General features: G+C 69.1%; 11 protein-coding genes and 2 pseudogenes. 11 read left to right on the top strand and 2 right to left on the bottom strand.

Annotated elements, in window-relative coordinates; genetic code table 11:
* Window positions 1-94 precede the first annotated feature (94 nt).
* A pseudogene (locus ACIRJT_RS32820) lies at window positions 95-190 on the top strand (DNA mismatch repair protein MutT); the annotation flags it as partial.
* Window positions 191-388: 198 nt separating this feature from the next.
* Here ACIRJT_RS32820 and ACIRJT_RS32815 read toward each other — a convergent pair.
* Window positions 389-3,655 (bottom strand): hypothetical protein, encoded by a 3,267-nt coding sequence (locus ACIRJT_RS32815; RefSeq protein WP_403916482.1) that lies wholly within the window; start codon window positions 3,653-3,655, stop codon window positions 389-391.
* 1,141 nt (window positions 3,656-4,796) lie between these two features.
* Here ACIRJT_RS32815 and ACIRJT_RS32810 point away from each other — a divergent pair.
* The 3 genes and pseudogenes from ACIRJT_RS32810 to ACIRJT_RS32800 all read left to right on the top strand — a co-directional run.
* A pseudogene (locus tag ACIRJT_RS32810) lies at window positions 4,797-5,147 on the top strand (IS701 family transposase); the annotation flags it as partial.
* Window positions 5,148-5,219: 72 nt separating this feature from the next.
* Window positions 5,220-5,777 carry an SUKH-4 family immunity protein gene (locus tag ACIRJT_RS32805; RefSeq protein ID WP_403916480.1) on the top strand — a complete coding sequence of 186 codons (558 nt, stop codon included), beginning with the start codon at window positions 5,220-5,222 and terminating at the stop codon, window positions 5,775-5,777.
* Window positions 5,778-6,258: 481 nt separating this feature from the next.
* Window positions 6,259-6,861 (top strand): hypothetical protein, encoded by a 603-nt coding sequence (locus tag ACIRJT_RS32800; RefSeq protein ID WP_403916477.1) that lies wholly within the window; start codon window positions 6,259-6,261, stop codon window positions 6,859-6,861.
* 8 nt (window positions 6,862-6,869) lie between these two features.
* Here ACIRJT_RS32800 and ACIRJT_RS32795 read toward each other — a convergent pair whose 3' ends face one another.
* On the bottom strand, window positions 6,870-7,643 hold the full coding sequence (locus ACIRJT_RS32795; RefSeq protein WP_403916475.1) for a transposase family protein: 774 nt from the start codon (window positions 7,641-7,643) through the stop codon (window positions 6,870-6,872).
* A 265-nt stretch (window positions 7,644-7,908) separates the two neighbouring features.
* Between ACIRJT_RS32795 and ACIRJT_RS32790 the strand changes: the two genes are divergently transcribed.
* The 7 genes from ACIRJT_RS32790 (at window position 7,909) to ACIRJT_RS32760 (ending at window position 15,768) form a co-directional block, all read left to right on the top strand.
* Window positions 7,909-8,781: an alpha/beta fold hydrolase gene (locus ACIRJT_RS32790; protein ID WP_403916496.1), complete on the top strand. Its 873-nt coding sequence runs from the start codon at window positions 7,909-7,911 to the stop codon at window positions 8,779-8,781.
* A gap of 261 nt (window positions 8,782-9,042) precedes the next feature.
* Window positions 9,043-10,011, top strand: a complete 969-nt coding sequence (locus ACIRJT_RS32785; protein ID WP_403916472.1) for an alpha/beta hydrolase — start codon at window positions 9,043-9,045, stop codon at window positions 10,009-10,011.
* Window positions 10,004-11,176 carry an acyltransferase gene (locus ACIRJT_RS32780; protein WP_403916469.1) on the top strand — a complete coding sequence of 391 codons (1,173 nt, stop codon included), beginning with the start codon at window positions 10,004-10,006 and terminating at the stop codon, window positions 11,174-11,176. Before ACIRJT_RS32785 ends, ACIRJT_RS32780 begins: the two co-directional genes overlap by 8 nt.
* Window positions 11,177-11,204: 28 nt before the next feature.
* Complete coding sequence (locus ACIRJT_RS32775) at window positions 11,205-12,536, top strand: histidine kinase (protein WP_403916493.1); 1,332 nt, start codon at window positions 11,205-11,207, stop codon at window positions 12,534-12,536.
* The gene (locus ACIRJT_RS32770; protein WP_403916466.1) at window positions 12,533-13,207 is read left to right on the top strand and encodes a response regulator; all 675 of its coding nucleotides are present in this window, start codon (window positions 12,533-12,535) and stop codon (window positions 13,205-13,207) included. The genes ACIRJT_RS32775 and ACIRJT_RS32770 overlap by 4 nt, the downstream gene beginning before the upstream one ends.
* A 228-nt stretch (window positions 13,208-13,435) precedes the next feature.
* Window positions 13,436-14,587 (top strand): DUF1266 domain-containing protein, encoded by a 1,152-nt coding sequence (locus ACIRJT_RS32765; protein WP_403916490.1) that lies wholly within the window; start codon window positions 13,436-13,438, stop codon window positions 14,585-14,587.
* Window positions 14,584-15,768 carry a DUF1266 domain-containing protein gene (locus ACIRJT_RS32760; protein ID WP_403916463.1) on the top strand — a complete coding sequence of 395 codons (1,185 nt, stop codon included), beginning with the start codon at window positions 14,584-14,586 and terminating at the stop codon, window positions 15,766-15,768. The genes ACIRJT_RS32765 and ACIRJT_RS32760 overlap by 4 nt, the downstream gene beginning before the upstream one ends.
* Window positions 15,769-15,818: the final 50 nt, after the last annotated feature.

Here is a 15,818-nt window from a genome sequence, read left to right as displayed (position 1 = left end):
GAAGCTCCGCTGCAGCACCAACCGAATCACCGACGTGGTGAAGGCCGTCCTCGTCCTTCACCACGCATCAGCGTGAGGTTGGAAAAGGTTCACTGACGCCGTTCCCGAAGCGTTCGTGGACACAACTGCCAGCGCGCTGCATTGCTACCTCGCCGGCAACCCTCAGGTATCCCTGGATGGCTGGAGCTAATGAGCAAATAAGTGGCCTCGACGCCTACTGGGCCTACCACATCAAACATGGACACCAACCGCTCTACCCCAGCCCCGACCAGGACGGATGCACACTGACCGCCTGGCCCCACGGCGTTCACTTCGAAAGAGCCGCACCCCCGAAGAAGCACATCGCCAGCATCATTATCAGGTACGCCGCATGACCCAATCAGAGACCCTAATTGTCTCGGTGAGTAATCACGATACGCGCAGCTGCGGACTTGTCCGCTGCACCAGCATGACTGAACAAGTTCATGAGCTCTGCCCCTGCCTCAGGATGACCCATTTGTCCAACTAGTTCGCCGTAGTAGCGAGCCAGAGCGGCCATCAGGGGGCCATCGCCGCTTTCGACCTCTGTAGCACCGTCGCGCAGACCGGTAAGAATAAAGGGCATCGATGAGGCGGAGACCCACGGCTGAGTCAAAGCTTGGATGCAGAGTTTCTGTAGGTTGGCAGACCTGTGGGAGGGGAGAGTTGCTCGCCAGAGACCCACGTACGCAGCTGTCAACCAGGCAGCAGTCTGGTCCGGCTCAGAATCGATGATCTGTGCAATCGCGTTGAGGACCAGCCGCACCACAGCCTGCGCATCGGTCCAGGTCGTCGGCCGTGCGATCGCTGTGGCTACGGCTCGTGCCTGCCAACTGTCGGATTGCGCTGCGAACCCATACAGCTCGCTGGAGAAGGGTATATCCATGTAGAAATGCCGGAGGAGTTCGGCCCTCAGAACCATCGCCTCCTGCGGTGCCACGGTCTGCTCGCGCAGACACGCGTCGATCAAGGCGAGCGTTCCGAATGCGGGTACGCCCACCGACCGGGCAACTACGCGCAGAGCTCGGTCATCGCACCACAACACCATGTTGTGCTCCTTGGCGTGGTCCAAGGCCGTGAGCCATGCCTGCGGGGCACGGTCTCCAGACAATCCCGGCAATGCCCGTAGCTCCGGCCGGGCCACCCGCGGTAGAAGTCGTACGAGTTCAACGGCACGCTTGAGTGTCCCTCGCAGGGCACCCATCTGTTCCTCTGAAGCAACGTGAAGAGTTGCCCGTGCCTCGCCCTCGTCCCAGACCACCGTGGCATCGGACTGCAGAGTTAGGGACTCGAGGGCATGGAAGGCGTCGCCAACAATCTGATCAGTCGTCATGATGCTCTGACAGGAGCCGAGGAGCCGCTCGGTGGCTTCCTGCTCCAACAGGGCGAGAGATACAGCTGCACTCGTATCCAGGACTACCCGCCGAGTCATGGCAGCTTGGACGGCGGCTGCTTCCCAAACGTCCGAGGTTGGGTCCGATGCAAAGAGGCCGGGAGGCCCCTCGGTGAGCCGCACACACACCTCGGCGTATGGCCGGCCGTTCATCAGGGTCAGCATTCCCACCGGGAACTGGCCTTGCCCGATCCGCTCTCGAATCTCGCGGCGGTCCTCATCCTCATGCTCGCGGCGCAGGCTCCGGCCAAGTTCTTCGAGTACCGCGCGTGGATCGCTGGCGTCGAGGGCGCGGAAATACACACTGTCGGGGAAGCGCTCCAAGTAGTCCGAGCTCGCTCCACGCAGCATTTCAGCTGCCTCTTCAGGCATAGGTTGGGTCGTGGCTGATCGCAAGAGAAGAGCTGCCAGGAAGCGTCCCAGCAACTCTTCATCCTGCGGCCATTTCTGCATCAGTTCTAGTGCCCGCCCGACAAACTGCGGATCAATAGACAGGCGCGCGCCAAGCTGGACCCACAGGATCGCTTCGTCGCGACGTCGTGGTGTCGCTGCTTCGCCGAGTTCGGTCAGGGTCTGCCACGATTCGTCAGGCTGCGCCCGTGTGACATAGCACTTCACCAAGGCCCAACGTGCGTCAAGGTTATGCGGGTCCAACCTTAGGAGCGTGATGGCCGCTTCCGTGGCCTGCTCCCAATTCCCTGCGGCGGATTCTGTCTCAACGAGCAGCTCATACATGGCACCCTGCGCTGCCCAGCCTGGCCCAGCAATTCGCAGCGCACTCTCAGCGCACTCCTTGGACTTTAGGTAGTTCCTGGCACGTTGGTAGCCGCGAGCTGCCAGATTCATCAACTGCGCATCGCGCCAGTGTATCGCGGCCTCTTGCAGCGTGGCCGCAGCCATTTCGAGATTGCCGAGTTGCTGGTAGCGCTGCGACAGTTTCACAGCAATAATCGGGTGTTGGTTCGCATTGGCACGCAGAATCGACAGGTCCCCGTCTGCTGTGCCGCTGACGGCGTGGGCAAATTTCTCGAGATCAGCCACCGCCTCGGGATAGTCGTCATTCAGGTGCGAGAGCTCCGGCAGGTCTTGTCCGGACTCCACCAGCCCCATGGCCGCCATGAGCTGGTCGGGCCCCGACTCCGCTGCATCCCAGGCACGCTGCCAAGCCTCCGCTACCCGCTCGTCCTCGCTGCTGTCAGCGCGGCGTTCCTCAAGTACAGCCAGTACCTGTGCTCGCGGGAACGGGCTCGTCACTACGCTCAAGAGTTCGCGCGCACGGCTTTCGCGACCCGTCAGTGCCGCAATCAGGGCGCTCTCCGCCAATACGCGAGGATCCTCTGCTTCTTGCTCGCTAGCTTCCCCTTCGGGATCCGGCTGGCAGAGAGCCCACGCGGTTGCCAAATCCTGAGTGGACAGAGCGGCCCGCATTGCAAGGACGACCGCCGCAGCGCTGTCACCAAACCATTCTCGACGTGCGTTACGAACTCGGAGTGCAACAGCCAGGGCTTCCTGGACGTCAGCGAGCCTGTCGCGAGTAGCGCGGCGCCTGGCCCGCAGGAGCAAAGCCTGTGCCAGTTCCATTCCCAGTTGGCTGACGCGTGCTACATCCGCTTCACGCAGAGCAGGCAGGGCCTGGTCGAGCAAGTCCAGCGCCATAAGCATGCGCGCCCTTAGGAGACATTTCAGAGCCTGTCCGTTGCTATCAAGAGCAGTCCACCGGTCCAGGTGAGCAAGGGCTGCGGCCCAGTCCTTAGCGAGGGCGGATCGAACGGAGTGGATTAGCGGTGAGTCGAGGTCTACATGGGCGGCTAGGTACGAACATGCACTACCCTCGGTGAGCGTCTCTTTCTGCAGGGCAGCCTTGACGACCAAAAGTTCACGAGGAAATCCCCCCTCGCGTACAGCCCGGTCATAGAACGAGAATGATGCACTCTCGGCATCGTAGACTGACGCCAGGCCACCAAGCCAGGTAAGCGCGCGAGTGGGGGCCTTGTCGAGCCACGGCGGCTCACTCTTTTCCCATTGCTCAAACACGCCCCTCCGTGCAGATCTACCAGAGGGAAGGTTGATAATTACGGCTTCCACGTCAGGCCAGTGATCACGCAATTGGCGAGCTTCTTCTTGGAGCGTCGGCGGAAAAGTGGCCAACGCATGCTCGAAAGCGTCCCGGGTCGCCTTTAGCGAGGCGTTCCCATCTGTTACATACTGATTTTCGATGTATGTGACGTTGTTGTTGTCACCCACCGCAGAAGCGATGATAGATCCGCCAGCCACGACTGCGCCCGGGCCGGCCTGAACCGTCTGTGCGACCTCGACGGGTGCTTCTTCGCTTCCCAGAAAAGCAGTTCGGCCCTTACGCCAGATCCAGGGGAATGGCGTCATCGTTCGCTACCATCCCCGAGGGCGCTGTCCGTGATGTCACCACCAGCTGCGATCCCATCTCGACCAGCCCGAACGTCATCCGCGTTCCGCCTCGCCGCAGCACGACTAGGCGACGAGTGGGGGCCGTTCACCTTGGAGTTGTTTCCGATCGCGGAGGCAGTGATATTGCCGCCAGCCACCACCGATCCGCGGCCGCCACGCACTCGCCGCCCGCCCGCAAGCCCGCCTCCTGCACTTCGGAACAAAGCAACCACAGAAACCAGCAAGCTGAGCATCGAGACGACCGCACCCCACACCCCTACGGTCCGCTCTGTCGTGTCAGGGCCCGCGAAGACGGCGACCAGGACCAACACCACGGTCGCCACGCCAGTCAACGCAACCGTCACCGATATCCATACGCGCCCCGTCCCGACCATCGCCACCAACTCATCGACCCTTCGTCAAATTTGGTCTGCACAGAGGAACGGTGAGTGCCTTCACCGGTCCCTGATGAGAAGGTAACGGTACCCAGTGACAGTCGGGGAAGCAGCGGTTACGCGTTGACGCCGACAAGGCTGATCAGTTAGAGGACCGACGCGGCCACAGGCTGGTCTTCTGTCCTTTCAACAGTCCGCACACAGTCCGCAGGACACCCGATGAAGACCGTCGCACTCCATCACCACCCAACACCAAAAGGCCAGGTCAGCGACCTGCGGCCGCCATCACCGCAGGTCACCGACCCGGCCCGTTACTAGGAGACCAAGAAGGCCTGATCCTGGTGGAACCGGCCGGCCCGGCCCGTAGTGGCCGGTGAAGCCGCCCACCGGACCGCACCCGGTCCGCCGGTCGCCGATTTCGGCGGCTCGGCGGGCCGGGTGCGGTGTTCTCCGACGCGAGCGCCTGCGTCCGCGGTGTGATCACGGCAGTCGCGCGGCCGAGAATCAACTGTGACTGCTCCCTGCTGAACACTTCCGAGCTGAACGACTCCGACCGGATCGAGTGGATTCCGATCTCCGAGGCATGATCGACCGCCGTGAGGTCGTCCGGTCGGGCGCCTCGGATTCAGTCCGGAAAGGGACTGGCCGCCCTCGACCAGCACCAGGTCCGCCGCTACGCGTCCTGGTCCCGCCGGGTCACCCTCGCCATGCTTGCCCACGCCTTCCTCGCCGTCCTGCGAGCCGGTGAGCACGGCCGCCGGCCGGCACCGAACAACCTCATATCGCTGAGCTGCAACGAGATCCAGCGACTGGTCGTCACTCTCGTCGATCGCCCCGCCCACGCCGCCTCCCATCGGCTCGACCGGTCCGACTGGCGACGTCGCCACCAGGCCCGATCCCGGGCCTTCCACTACAGGCGCCGAGCAGCTCAGGCATGAGGACGACGATCTACAGCCGCTAGGATCTCTGCGGATTCGACGGCCTCGCTGATCGACGTGGAGGATGCCTCAGTGCTGACGTATGACGAGCTTGTCAGCTGGGCGGGAGCCGAGAACGTCGGACGAGCCGACCCAGGCGCCCTGGCGCATTGGCTGATCCCGGATGATCAAAAGGCGATCCTGGTGGATGTCGGAGTTCCTGTAGCTCATCAGCTGATCGAATACCCTGCCCTGCAACCCGAGGCCGCACCCCAGCTCGCCACGAATGACGGTCGACGGCTCTACCAACTGACTGCCAACCACCACCGCAACCTGGTTCCCGGCCTCCTGTGGGCATTCGGAGTCGAGCCGAGAACCGGCACCGTGTACTACGTCCTGCCTGGCGGTGAGCCGTGGTTCGCCAACTCCAGCGTCGAACTGTGGCTCAAGTGCCTGCACCACTACGGGTTGAACCTGGCCCAATCCAACATCCTCGAGATAGGCGACGAGTTGGAGAAACAGGAAGAAGGAGCGGCTCTGGCCCATTTCCACCGGCTCGCCGCCGAGGTCAAAGAGATCGACCCGGCCGCCTTCGATGGGCCGTCGTCACATATGATCTGGCCCGAGATCCTTGAACTGTGGTACTGGTGATCGGCCAACTGGACCGCTCCGCAGAGGCAACACAAGGCACCCGAAGCCGCAGGTCACGATCTACAGCTGGGGCACTGACCGCGAGCGGGCAGCCGTCCGCACACAGTCCGCAGGACACCCGATCAGGGCCGTCGCCCCCCATCGCCGGCCAACGGCAAAAGGCCGGTTCAGCGGCCAATGGGGAAGATCCTCGCAGGTCAACGAACTGGCCCATTACCAGGAGACCAAGAAGGCCCGATCTCCGCATCAATGAGCCTCTTCGAGTAGGCCACCGATCGGGTGACGGCCCGTGAAGCGCAACGAGCGAAGCCCTCGGGCTGCTGAGCGAGATGTCTGACGTCTGAAGCTGTTCCTGGGGTGGCGCGGACATGATTCACTCCTCCGCAAGGACAGTTGGAGGCGCGCTCAGGCGGTGGCCACCGGAGCCCTTCAAATCGGTGGCGGAGGTGGGCTCGCGAAGAGGCGCGGATGGGAAGAACGCATGGCTGAGACCTCGGTCAGAACGACCCCCGGGCTGATGGGTTATGCGGCCATGTCGTTGCTGACCGCGGTATTCACCTGGGGAGTCTTCTTCTGGTACTTCGCCGTGCGGGCGCTCATCCTGGGCGGCTCGTGCGGGGCGAGGTACGGAGTTGCCTGTGGCCCGGGAACGGGATGGAACATCCTGTTCGTCGTGGTGCTTACACCGGCTGTCTGTGTGGCCGTCTCCGTTCTCAGCAACGAGATATATGGCCCGGAGCGCCGCGGTCATGAGTTCTTCCGGGTTGTTCTGGCGGCACTCCCCGTGTCAGCCCTGGTGGATCTTCTGCTGTATTCCCAGGATTTCGGCTTTAGTGTCTGGCGGCTCGTGGGTGTCGTTCCGTGCCTTGCCCTCATCGTCGTCGTGACGGTGTGGACCATCCGGACGACCGGCCTGCGCGGAGCCTTCTGGTTGATGAGCCCCCGCAGGATTGTCGCTCTGGGGGCTGATCCGGCGATGCGTGGTCTGTCTACTCTTCAGAACTCGATGTTCCTGGTATCCAATGGTCTGGGCGCTGTTTGCGGCCTTTCTCTGGCGCGCTGGGTCAGCCAGCTGGTCGCTTGAGGCTGCTTCTAGTGACCATCCTCCATGCTCCGCCAGGGTTGCCTCTCCAGCGTGAGCATGGCCTTGGTGATTGACGTCATGCGGTTGGGGCTGCACCGGGACCTGCGGAAGATCCGCCAGGACTTCAGGCTCGCGACACCGCGTTCCACGGGTGCTCGTGCTGCGGCCAGTGCCCGGTTGAGGGTCTTCTCGGTGGGAGTGAGTTCCTGGAGTGGCTTGCGTTCGATGCCGGTCGTCAGCCACGGCCCGGCGCCTTGGTGGGCGAGATCGGCCAGGATGGGAACATCCTGGCGCTCGCAGATCCGGATGATCCGGTGGGTACGGGCGGCGGTCAGGTCGTGGGTGCGGCCCGGCAGGGCGGGTGAGATCCACAGCAGCCGGCCGCCGGGATCGGTGACGGCCTGCACGTTCACGCCGTGGCGCCGGTGCTTGTGGGAGTAGTCGGCCCGGCCGTCGCCGACCCGGTCGCACTCGGCGAGGGTGCCGTCGAGCAGGACGAATTCGGGATCGCGCTCGCGTAGCGTCTTGAGCAGACCCGGTGCTCGTTCGCCGAGCAGGTCGACGACCGCGCGGGTGTAGGCGTGGGCGGTGGACTCGCCGATCCCGAACCCGGCGGCGATCTTCGCCACAGTGGTGTGCTCTCGTAGGTACACCAGTGCCACCATCGCCCGCTGAGACGGACGAAGCTTGCAGCGCCGGTCGCCCTCACGAGTGACCACCAGCATGGTGACCCACTCCACGAGCGCATGCGGCAGGTCGAGTGCGGCAGGATGGATGACCAACGAGGCCCCCGAGCAACGTGATTGAGACGTCAGACATCTCGATCAACAGCCCGAGGGCCTCGTCCGTTGCGCTTCACGGCACATCACCCGATCGGTGGCCAACTCGAAGAAGCTCAATGCTTCGACGGCCCCGGCCCGCGCGTCATCGCGTGCGGACCGGGGCCGTTCCCGTACCCACTGGTCACGCGCCCGGCGATGCGTTACTCTCGAAACGAGACGATCCGTCTCGTCTCATTCGTTGACTCACCAGAACAGCGAGGTCCCCATGGAACGCTTCGTCGAAGTCGCCCCCGGCGTACGCCTTTGGGCCGAGGCGCACGGCGCACCCGATGCCCCTGCCCTGCTGCTGGTCATGGGCGCGCAGGCGTCCGGGCTCGGCTGGCCCGACGCGTTGGTGGAGCTGCTCGCCGCCCGGCACCGCGTGATCCGTTACGACCACCGGGACACCGGCCGGTCCACGTGGTCCTTCGACGAGCGGCCCTACCCGCTCACCGCACTGGCCGAGGACGCCGTGGCCGTTCTCGACGCCTTCGGTGTGGAGCGCGCGCACGTCCTGGGGATGTCGCTGGGCGGCATGCTCACCCAGTTGCTGATCGCCGACCACCCCGAGCGGCTGCTGAGCGCCACGGTGTTCGGGACGAGAGCGCTCAGCTCCCTCCCCTACACCACGCCGGACGGGACACTGATCCCGCCCGAGCAGCTTCCCGGCGTCGCGCCCGCCCTGCTGGAGCTGTGGTCACGGCCCGTGGAGGACCGGGGCCCCGAAGCCGAGGTGGAGCGGCGCGTGGAGCACTGGCGTGCGCTCGGCGGCGATGTGATCCCCTTCGACGCCGACCGCACCCGAGCGCTGGAACGCCGGATCATCGAGCACACCGGGCACCACCACGCCGGTTCCGCGCACTCCCGCGCCGACTACTCCGGGATGGACCGCACCGAGCAGCTCGCCCGGACCCGTGTGCCCGCCCTGGTCGTCTCGGCCCTCGCCGAGCCCGTCTTCCCGCCCCCGCACTCCGAACACCTCGCCCAGGCGATCCGCGGCGCGCGGCTCGTCGAGATCCCCGGCATGGGCCACGCGCTCCCCCGTGAGGTCCACGCCCCGCTCGCCGCCGCGGTCCTGGAGCACACCGGCCGGGGCTGACACCGAGCAGGACCGGCCGCGGCCGGCGCGTGCCCGAACGGCCTCGGCCGACGCGTGCCTCACCGGCCGGGGCCGCCCCCTGCCGCGTCCTCCACACGCCCGCCGACCACACGTCGGCCGGCCACACTGCCGTCTCCCCCACGTCATACCTGAGAGCCACCCCGAAGGTGCCCCCTCCAGCGGGACGCCGACTACCGTCCTCCGTCCATAACTTCTGTATCGGAAGCACGCGATGCCCCTGGTACGGAAGGACCTCACCCCATGCCCGACCGCCCGCGCAGACCCCGCCGGCTCCGCGCCCTGCTCGCCGCGCTCGTCACCTTCGCGGTGGCTGTGCCGGTGTCCGGAGCGGCCCGGCCCGCCGCCGTGCCCGCCCCCGCGCCGACCGCTCAGGGTCCGTTGCGGGACGTGGGGCAGTCGGCGCTCGCCCGGCGGTACGCGGTGAGCCGGCAGGACATACGGGCGGCCGAGCGGGCGGCGGAGGGGCACGGGGACCTCAGGCGAGCGGCCTCGCTGCGAGGGATGGCCGCGGCCGGGCGGCAGTTCCTGGCCTTCGACGGGCGGGACGGCGGCCGGAGCACGGAGGTCGTCGGGGAGCTGTCCGCGGCCCGGCGGATCGCTGTGCTGGTGCCCGGTGCGGGCGTCGGGCTGGACGCCTACTGGCGGCTGAGGCGTGACGCCAGGGCGCTGCACCGGGAGTTGGGGGCGGGTGGGGCCGTCGTCGTCTGGCTCGGCTACCGCTCGCCCGGCACCGTGAGCCCGGCCGCGCTGACCACCGGGCGGGCCGACGGGGCCGCGCCGGGGCTGCGCGCGCTGGTGGACGGGCTGCGCGCCGCGCGGCCCGCCGCCCGGATCAGTCTGCTCTGCCACTCCTACGGTTCGGTGATCTGCGCCCGGTCCGCGCCGGGGACGGCGGCCGATGCCCTCGTCCTCTACGGCAGCCCCGGGGTCGGAGTTCGGGACGCCGCCTCGCTGCGCACCGGGGCCCGGGTCTGGGCGGGCCGGAGCGGCGGGGACTGGATAGCCCGGGTGCCCCACGTCCGGGTGCGGGTCCCGTTCGTCGCGACGGCCGGCTTCGGGACCGATCCGGTGGCGGACCGCTTCGGGGCCGAGGTGTTCGACGCCGGCGACGGCGGCCACAGCGACTATCTGCTGCCCGGTTCGCGCTCCTTGACGAACCTGGCCCGGATCGCGGCGGGCGCCGAAGCTCTGGGGGCCTCCCGTGACTAGTCTCGTCGCCCGGATCGAGGCCGCCACCCCGCCCGGCCGGGACCGGGCCGTCGACGCCCTGCGGGCCCTGGCGATCCTCGGCGTGGTGGGCGGGCACTGGCTGGTGACCGCGCTGGTCACCGACAGCGGCACGGTGCGCGGGGCGAGCCCGCTGACGCAGCTGCCTCACCTCACCCCGATCTCCTGGGTGTTCCAGACCCTCGCGGTGTTCTTCCTGGTGGGCGGGCAGGTGGCTGCGGGGAGTTGGGCCTCGGCCCGGCAGCGCGGCGTGCCGTACGGACAGTGGGTGGGCGGCCGGCTGGGACGCCTGTTCCGGCCGGTGGCGGCGGTGCTCGTGGTGTGGGCGCTCGCGGCGGTCGGGATGCTGGTGGCCGGGGTGGGTGATGCGACGGTCCGTGCGCTGGTCAAGCTGGTCTGGTCCCCGCTGTGGTTCCTGCTGGTCTTCGCCGCGCTGACCGCGCTGACTCCGCTGGTGGCGCGGCTGCACCCGCTGTGGCCGCTCGTGGTGGTGCTGCACGTCGACCTCGTACGCCTGGGCCTCGGCGGTCCTCGCGAGCTGGGGTGGATCAACGTGGTCGCGGGCTGGCTGGTGCCCTACTGCCTGGGGGCGCTGGTGGCCCGGGGCGGGGTGCGCGGCCGGGCGGGTCGCTGGGCGCTGCTGCTCGGCGGGGCCGCGGCGGCCCTCGCGCTCGTGCTGTGGGCCGGGTATCCGGCCTCCATGGTCGGCGTTCCGGGCAGCCGGATGTCCAATCTGGATCCGCCGAGCCTGGCCGCCGTGATGTTCGGCCTGGCGCAGTGCGGGGCGGCGCTCCTGCTGCTCGGGCCCCTGCGCCGGGTGCTGCGGAGGTCTGCGGTCTGGGCGGTGGTGGCGGTGGTGAACCTGTCGGCGATGACCGTCTTCCTGTGGCACCAGACCGCGATGATCATCGTCACGGCGAGTGGGTCGCTGATCGCGGACGACCCGCTGCCTGGGCTGCACACGGTGCCCGACGGCGCCGGCTGGGTGCTCGCCCGGTTGCTCTGGCTGCCGGTGTTCGCCCTGGCCTTGCTGGTGTGCTGGGCCGCGTTCCGGGGTTACGAGCAGGGCGGGCGGCGCCCCGGCGGGGGCTCCCTCGTCGTACGGGAGTTCTCCCCCGAGCGGAAGGGACACGCACGTCATGCCTAGTCTGAGCAGGAGTGGAACCGAGGGGGCGGTGGGGGCGGTGACGTCATCGAGGGCGGTGCGGCTGCGGGCGGCGGTGCGCCGTGTGCCGCGCGCCCTGTACGAGGAGTTGTGGGCCGCGCCCGCCGACCGGGTGCCGCGCATGGAAGAGCCGAACGCGCCGGTGTGGCGACCGGTGTTCCTGGTGCTGCTGGTGATCACCGCGGTCGGCGTCCTGGTGATCCGTACCTTCGAGCTCACACCGTTCGGCACCTCGATCGGCGGCCTGGCGCTGCTGGTGGCCGTCGCGCAGTCCGTGGTGCTGGTGGCCGGAATGATCCGTCCGGTGGGCGCCTGGTGGGCGGCGACCGCGCTGGCGTTCATGGCTGCGCTCGTCACCGTGGCATCCGTTCCCCCGGTCCACCCCACGTACCCGGGCCCCGTGTCCGCGTATCCCACCCCCTTCGCGGGGGCGGCGCTGCAGGGCGGCGCCCTGTTCCTGCTGGCACTCCGGGTCCGGCCGCGCCGCGCGGTGGCCGCGCTGGCGATCTCGCTGGCGCCGGCGCTGTTCGTCGCCCTGCGCACGCCGCCATTGCCGCATGTGACCCCGGCCGTGGCCGTGCTCGTGTTCGCCACCTCCCTCGTCCTCGGCTCCGCCCTGCGCAGTCTGCGGCTGGCCCGGAAGGACCTCGTCGTCCAATCCGAGCTGACAGCCGACGAGCGGGCCCGGCGCACCCTGCTGGAGGAGCGCAACCGGATCGCCCGCGAGCTGCACGACGTCGTCGCCCACCACATGTCGGTGATCTCCATCCAGGCGCAGGTCGCCCCGCATCTGGTCGAGCACCCCACCGAGGAGCTGCGGGAGAATCTGACCGGCATCCGCGAGAACGCCCTCGAAGCCCTCGCCGAGCTGCGCAGGGTGCTCGGCGTCCTGCGCTCGGAGGACGCGCCGGCGCAGAGCACGCGGCACGCCCCGCAGCCGGGCCTCGATGGGATCGACGGGCTCCTCGCCACCGTGCGCTCCGCCGGTCTCGCCGCCTCCCTCTCCACCACCGGCGCCCCGCGCCCCCTCTCGCCGGGCGTCGAGCTGTCGGCGTACCGCATCGTGCAGGAGGCGCTGAGCAACGTGATGCGTCACGCGCCCGGTGCGAGAGCCGACGTGGTGATCGGCCACCGGCCCGCCGGGCTGACCGTCCGGGTCGTCAACTCGCCGCCGGACCGCCCGGCCGCCCACTCCCCCGGGATACGCCACGGCCTGCTCGGGATGCGCGAACGCGCGGCGATGCTCGGCGGTGAGCTGGCCACCGGCCCCACGCCCGACGGCGGCTGGGAAGTCACCGCGATCCTGCCCACCAGCACCGAGACGACCGAGGACGCCCCATGACACCGCCCATCCGCGCCGTGATCGCCGACGACCAGATGATGGTCCGCCAGGGCTTCACGGTCCTGCTGAACGCCGAGCCGGACATCGAAGTCGTCGGGCAGGCCGTCAACGGGCTCGACGCGGTCGCCAAGGTCACCGAACTCGCTCCGGACGTCGTCCTGATGGATATCCGGATGCCGGAGCTCGGCGGCATCGAGGCGACCCGACGGATCACCTCCCCCGAGGGCTCGACGGTGAAGGTCCTCGTGCTGACCACCTTCGATCTCGACGAGTACGTCTACGAGGCACTGCGCGCGGGCGCTTCGGGCTTTCTGCTGAAGGACGCCTCGGCCGACGAACTCGCCCACGCGGTACGGGTGGTGGCGGCGGGTGACGCACTGCTCTCCCCGAACATCACCAAGCGGCTGATCGTGGAGTTCTCGCGGACGGCCGGGGCCCCGCGCCCGCCGCTCAAGGCGCGCGTGGGGGACCTGACGGAGCGCGAGACAGAGGTGCTGACGCTGATCGCGGGCGGCCTGTCGAACGCGGAGATCTCCCGGCAGCTCATCGTGGCGGAGCAGACGGTGAAGACCCATGTGGGCCGGATCCTGGTCAAGTTGGGCGTCCGCGACCGGACGCAGGCGGCGGTGTTCGCGTACGAGTCGGGGCTGGTGCGCCCGGCCGGGCCCTGACCTCTCCCTGGGCAGGCCCCGCAGGCCACTCCCGGGACCGGCCTGCTGGGCCTGCCCGGCGGGCCGCTGGGACCCGTTCCGTAGGATCTCACCGTGGCAACGGGGAACGGGGCAGAAACAGAGAGCGGCCGGGCGGTGGCCGGCGCGCACGGCGGGTACGGGCCGGAGCCGTCGCCGTACGCGCGAACAGCTCCGCACCCACCGCCACACCCATCGGCGCACCCGCAGGTGTACCCGCCGTCCGCACCGCCCACGGAGATCGAGCGCGCACTGTCCGCGGCCGTCGCGGGCGGCAGCGCCGACGCGGTCGTGGAGCTGCTCGCGCGGACCCGGCTGTACGTGCTCGTCGCCCGGCTGCACGCGGACATCCCCGGCTGGACGGCCCCCCTGCCCGCGATCCGCGACGAGGCCTCCGGCCGGGCCTGCGTCCCGGTCCTGACCCAGGGGATGCTGCCGCCCTGGCACCCGGAGTGGGTCTTCCGCGAGGTGAGCCTCGGCGGCCTGGCCCGGGTCTGGCCGTACGACGTGCGTCGGCTCGCGGTGAACCACGGCACCCCGTACGCGGCGATGGTCGACGCCCGGCCCAAGCGCCTGAAGGCCTGGGTGAGGGCCGACGAGCACGCCGGCGGGGCCCAGCGGCGCGTCCTGCTCACCGACGTCGGCGGGCCGCTGCACGGGCCGCTCGCCCACGGGCTGGCGCTCGGCGCCCATCTGGCCGTCACCAACGGCCTGATCTGGAACCGGCTCGGCGCCGCCTACGAGAACTACGCGACCGACCGGGCCCGGCTGCGCAGCCCGTGGGGCATCCCGCACCGCGCCGAGTACCGCGACCGCCTCGCGTCCCTGATGAAGAACCAGCTGGTCGGGCGTGTCCAGGAAGCCGTCCTGCGCACCCGGCACACCCTGGCGCACCGGCTGGGACGCACACCGACGCGCGAGGAGTGGTCCGACGCGGTGGTCCACGCCTTCGCGGCACGCGACGCGGAGGACCGGGCGGTGGCGGAGCGGGCGCTGCGTCACGTCACCCTGTACGAGGAGAAGTTCCGGGCCGACGGCGTGCTCGGCCCGCGCGACCGCGTCGACACGCTGGCCGCCTTCGACCTCGGCCGGGCGGTCAACGTCGTGAGGCTCGCGCTCGGCGCCCGGTACGGCGATCCGCACGAGGCCGAGCAGGACGTCCTGCGGCTGGGGCAGCTCGCCCGCGCGGCCTACTCCTCGTGGGGGGACTTCTCCCTCGGCTACCTCCTGGCCCGGGTGGTCCACCGGGCGGAGGACGACGACCCGGAGGCGGCGGAGCCCACGTACCGGCAGTCGCTCGCCGAGCACCGCATACTGACCCAGGACCCCACCAGCCCCTACCGGAACATCCCCTGGTCATGAACCCGAATCCCCCCACCGCGCCCCCGGCCGCCCGGCCGCCCGCACCCTGGGTCCCACCGTCCGAGACCGAGCAGCTCCTCCACGAGGCGGCGCTGCGCGGTGACGCCCGGGCTCAACTGGCCGCGCTCGCAGGGGCCGAGCTGTACATCCCGGCCCCGCGCGCCGAGGTGGACGCGAAGCCGGACACCATCACCTGGCGCGCGCACCACGACCCGGCCGGCTTCGTCTGCCGGCCGGTGCTCACCCGGGGCATGCTCCCGGCCTGGCATCCGGACTGGGTCTTCCACGGGGTCACGCTGCGCTGGGCCGCCGAGTTCGGCTGGTCCGACCCGCGGGTGTTCCTCGGAGTGAACGTGGGGACGCCCGGCCAACTGCTGCTGCCGACGGGCCCGACGGACCTGGCGCTGTGGCAGCGCGCGTACGCGGAGAACGACCGCCTCCCGGAGAACAGGCTGCTCGCGCTGCGCCACGGCGCGCTGCACGGGCCTTTGGCGTACGGACTGGCCTGCGGGGCGCATCTGGCGGTCGGGAACGCGGTGCCGTGGAACGAGGTCGGCACGGTCTACCGCGAGTACACCACCGAGCGCGATCTGCTCCGCGAGTCCTGGGGCATCACGGGCCACGCGGAGTGGCGCAAGCAGCTGGACACCCTGCTGGAGGCCCGTAACAGCCCGCCGGAACCGGACTTCGTCCTGCGCACCCGCGACCAACTGGCCTCCGTGCTCGGCGAGCTGCCCTCGGCCGACCTGTGGCGGGAGACCGCGGCGGGCCACGCCCAGGACCTGGGGGCGGCCCCGGGCGCGGTGAAGGGCATCGAGGAACTGGTACGCCGGATCATGCGCTACGAGGCCCGGTTCCGCGCGGACGGGCTGCTGCCCCCGGACGGCCGGGTCCGTACGACGGTCGCGTACGACTACGGGCGGGCGGTGAACCTGGCGCGCTGGGGGCTGGCGGCGCGCTACTGCGCCCCGGCCGACGCGGAGCAGGCGATCGTCTACGCGGGGGCGCTGAGCAAGTCGGCCCACCGCTCCTGGGAGGAGTTCTCGGCGGGCTACGCGCTGGGGCGGGTGCTGCGGTTCGACGAGGAGGAGTACGGGCCGTTCTACGAGCAGAACGTCCTCGCCCACCGTCTGCTGGCGGAGAGCGAGGGCAGTCCGTGGCGTCACATCCCGTGGCGCTGAGTGCGGTGTGGCCCCGCGGGGCCGAGCGGCCCGCGTCGGCCGTCGGCCCG

The organism is Streptomyces sp. NPDC102283, from assembly GCF_044766265.1.
Classification (GTDB): Bacteria; Actinomycetota; Actinomycetes; order Streptomycetales; family Streptomycetaceae; genus Streptomyces.
The sequence above is the reverse complement of the archived record's forward strand: the minus strand, read 5'-3'. Positions and strand labels throughout refer to the sequence as shown.

Bases quoted from the DNA above. Each gene is read 5' to 3' on its own strand.
- ACIRJT_RS32800 (WP_403916477.1), top strand. From the start codon at position 6,259: ATGGCTGAGACCTCGGTCAGAACGACCCCCGGGCTGATGGGTTATGCG.
- ACIRJT_RS32790 (WP_403916496.1), top strand. From the start codon at position 7,909: ATGGAACGCTTCGTCGAAGTCGCCCCCGGCGTACGCCTTTGGGCCGAG.
- ACIRJT_RS32785 (WP_403916472.1), top strand. From the start codon at position 9,043: ATGCCCGACCGCCCGCGCAGACCCCGCCGGCTCCGCGCCCTGCTCGCC.
- ACIRJT_RS32770 (WP_403916466.1), top strand. From the start codon at position 12,533: ATGACACCGCCCATCCGCGCCGTGATCGCCGACGACCAGATGATGGTC.
- ACIRJT_RS32760 (WP_403916463.1), top strand. From the start codon at position 14,584: ATGAACCCGAATCCCCCCACCGCGCCCCCGGCCGCCCGGCCGCCCGCA.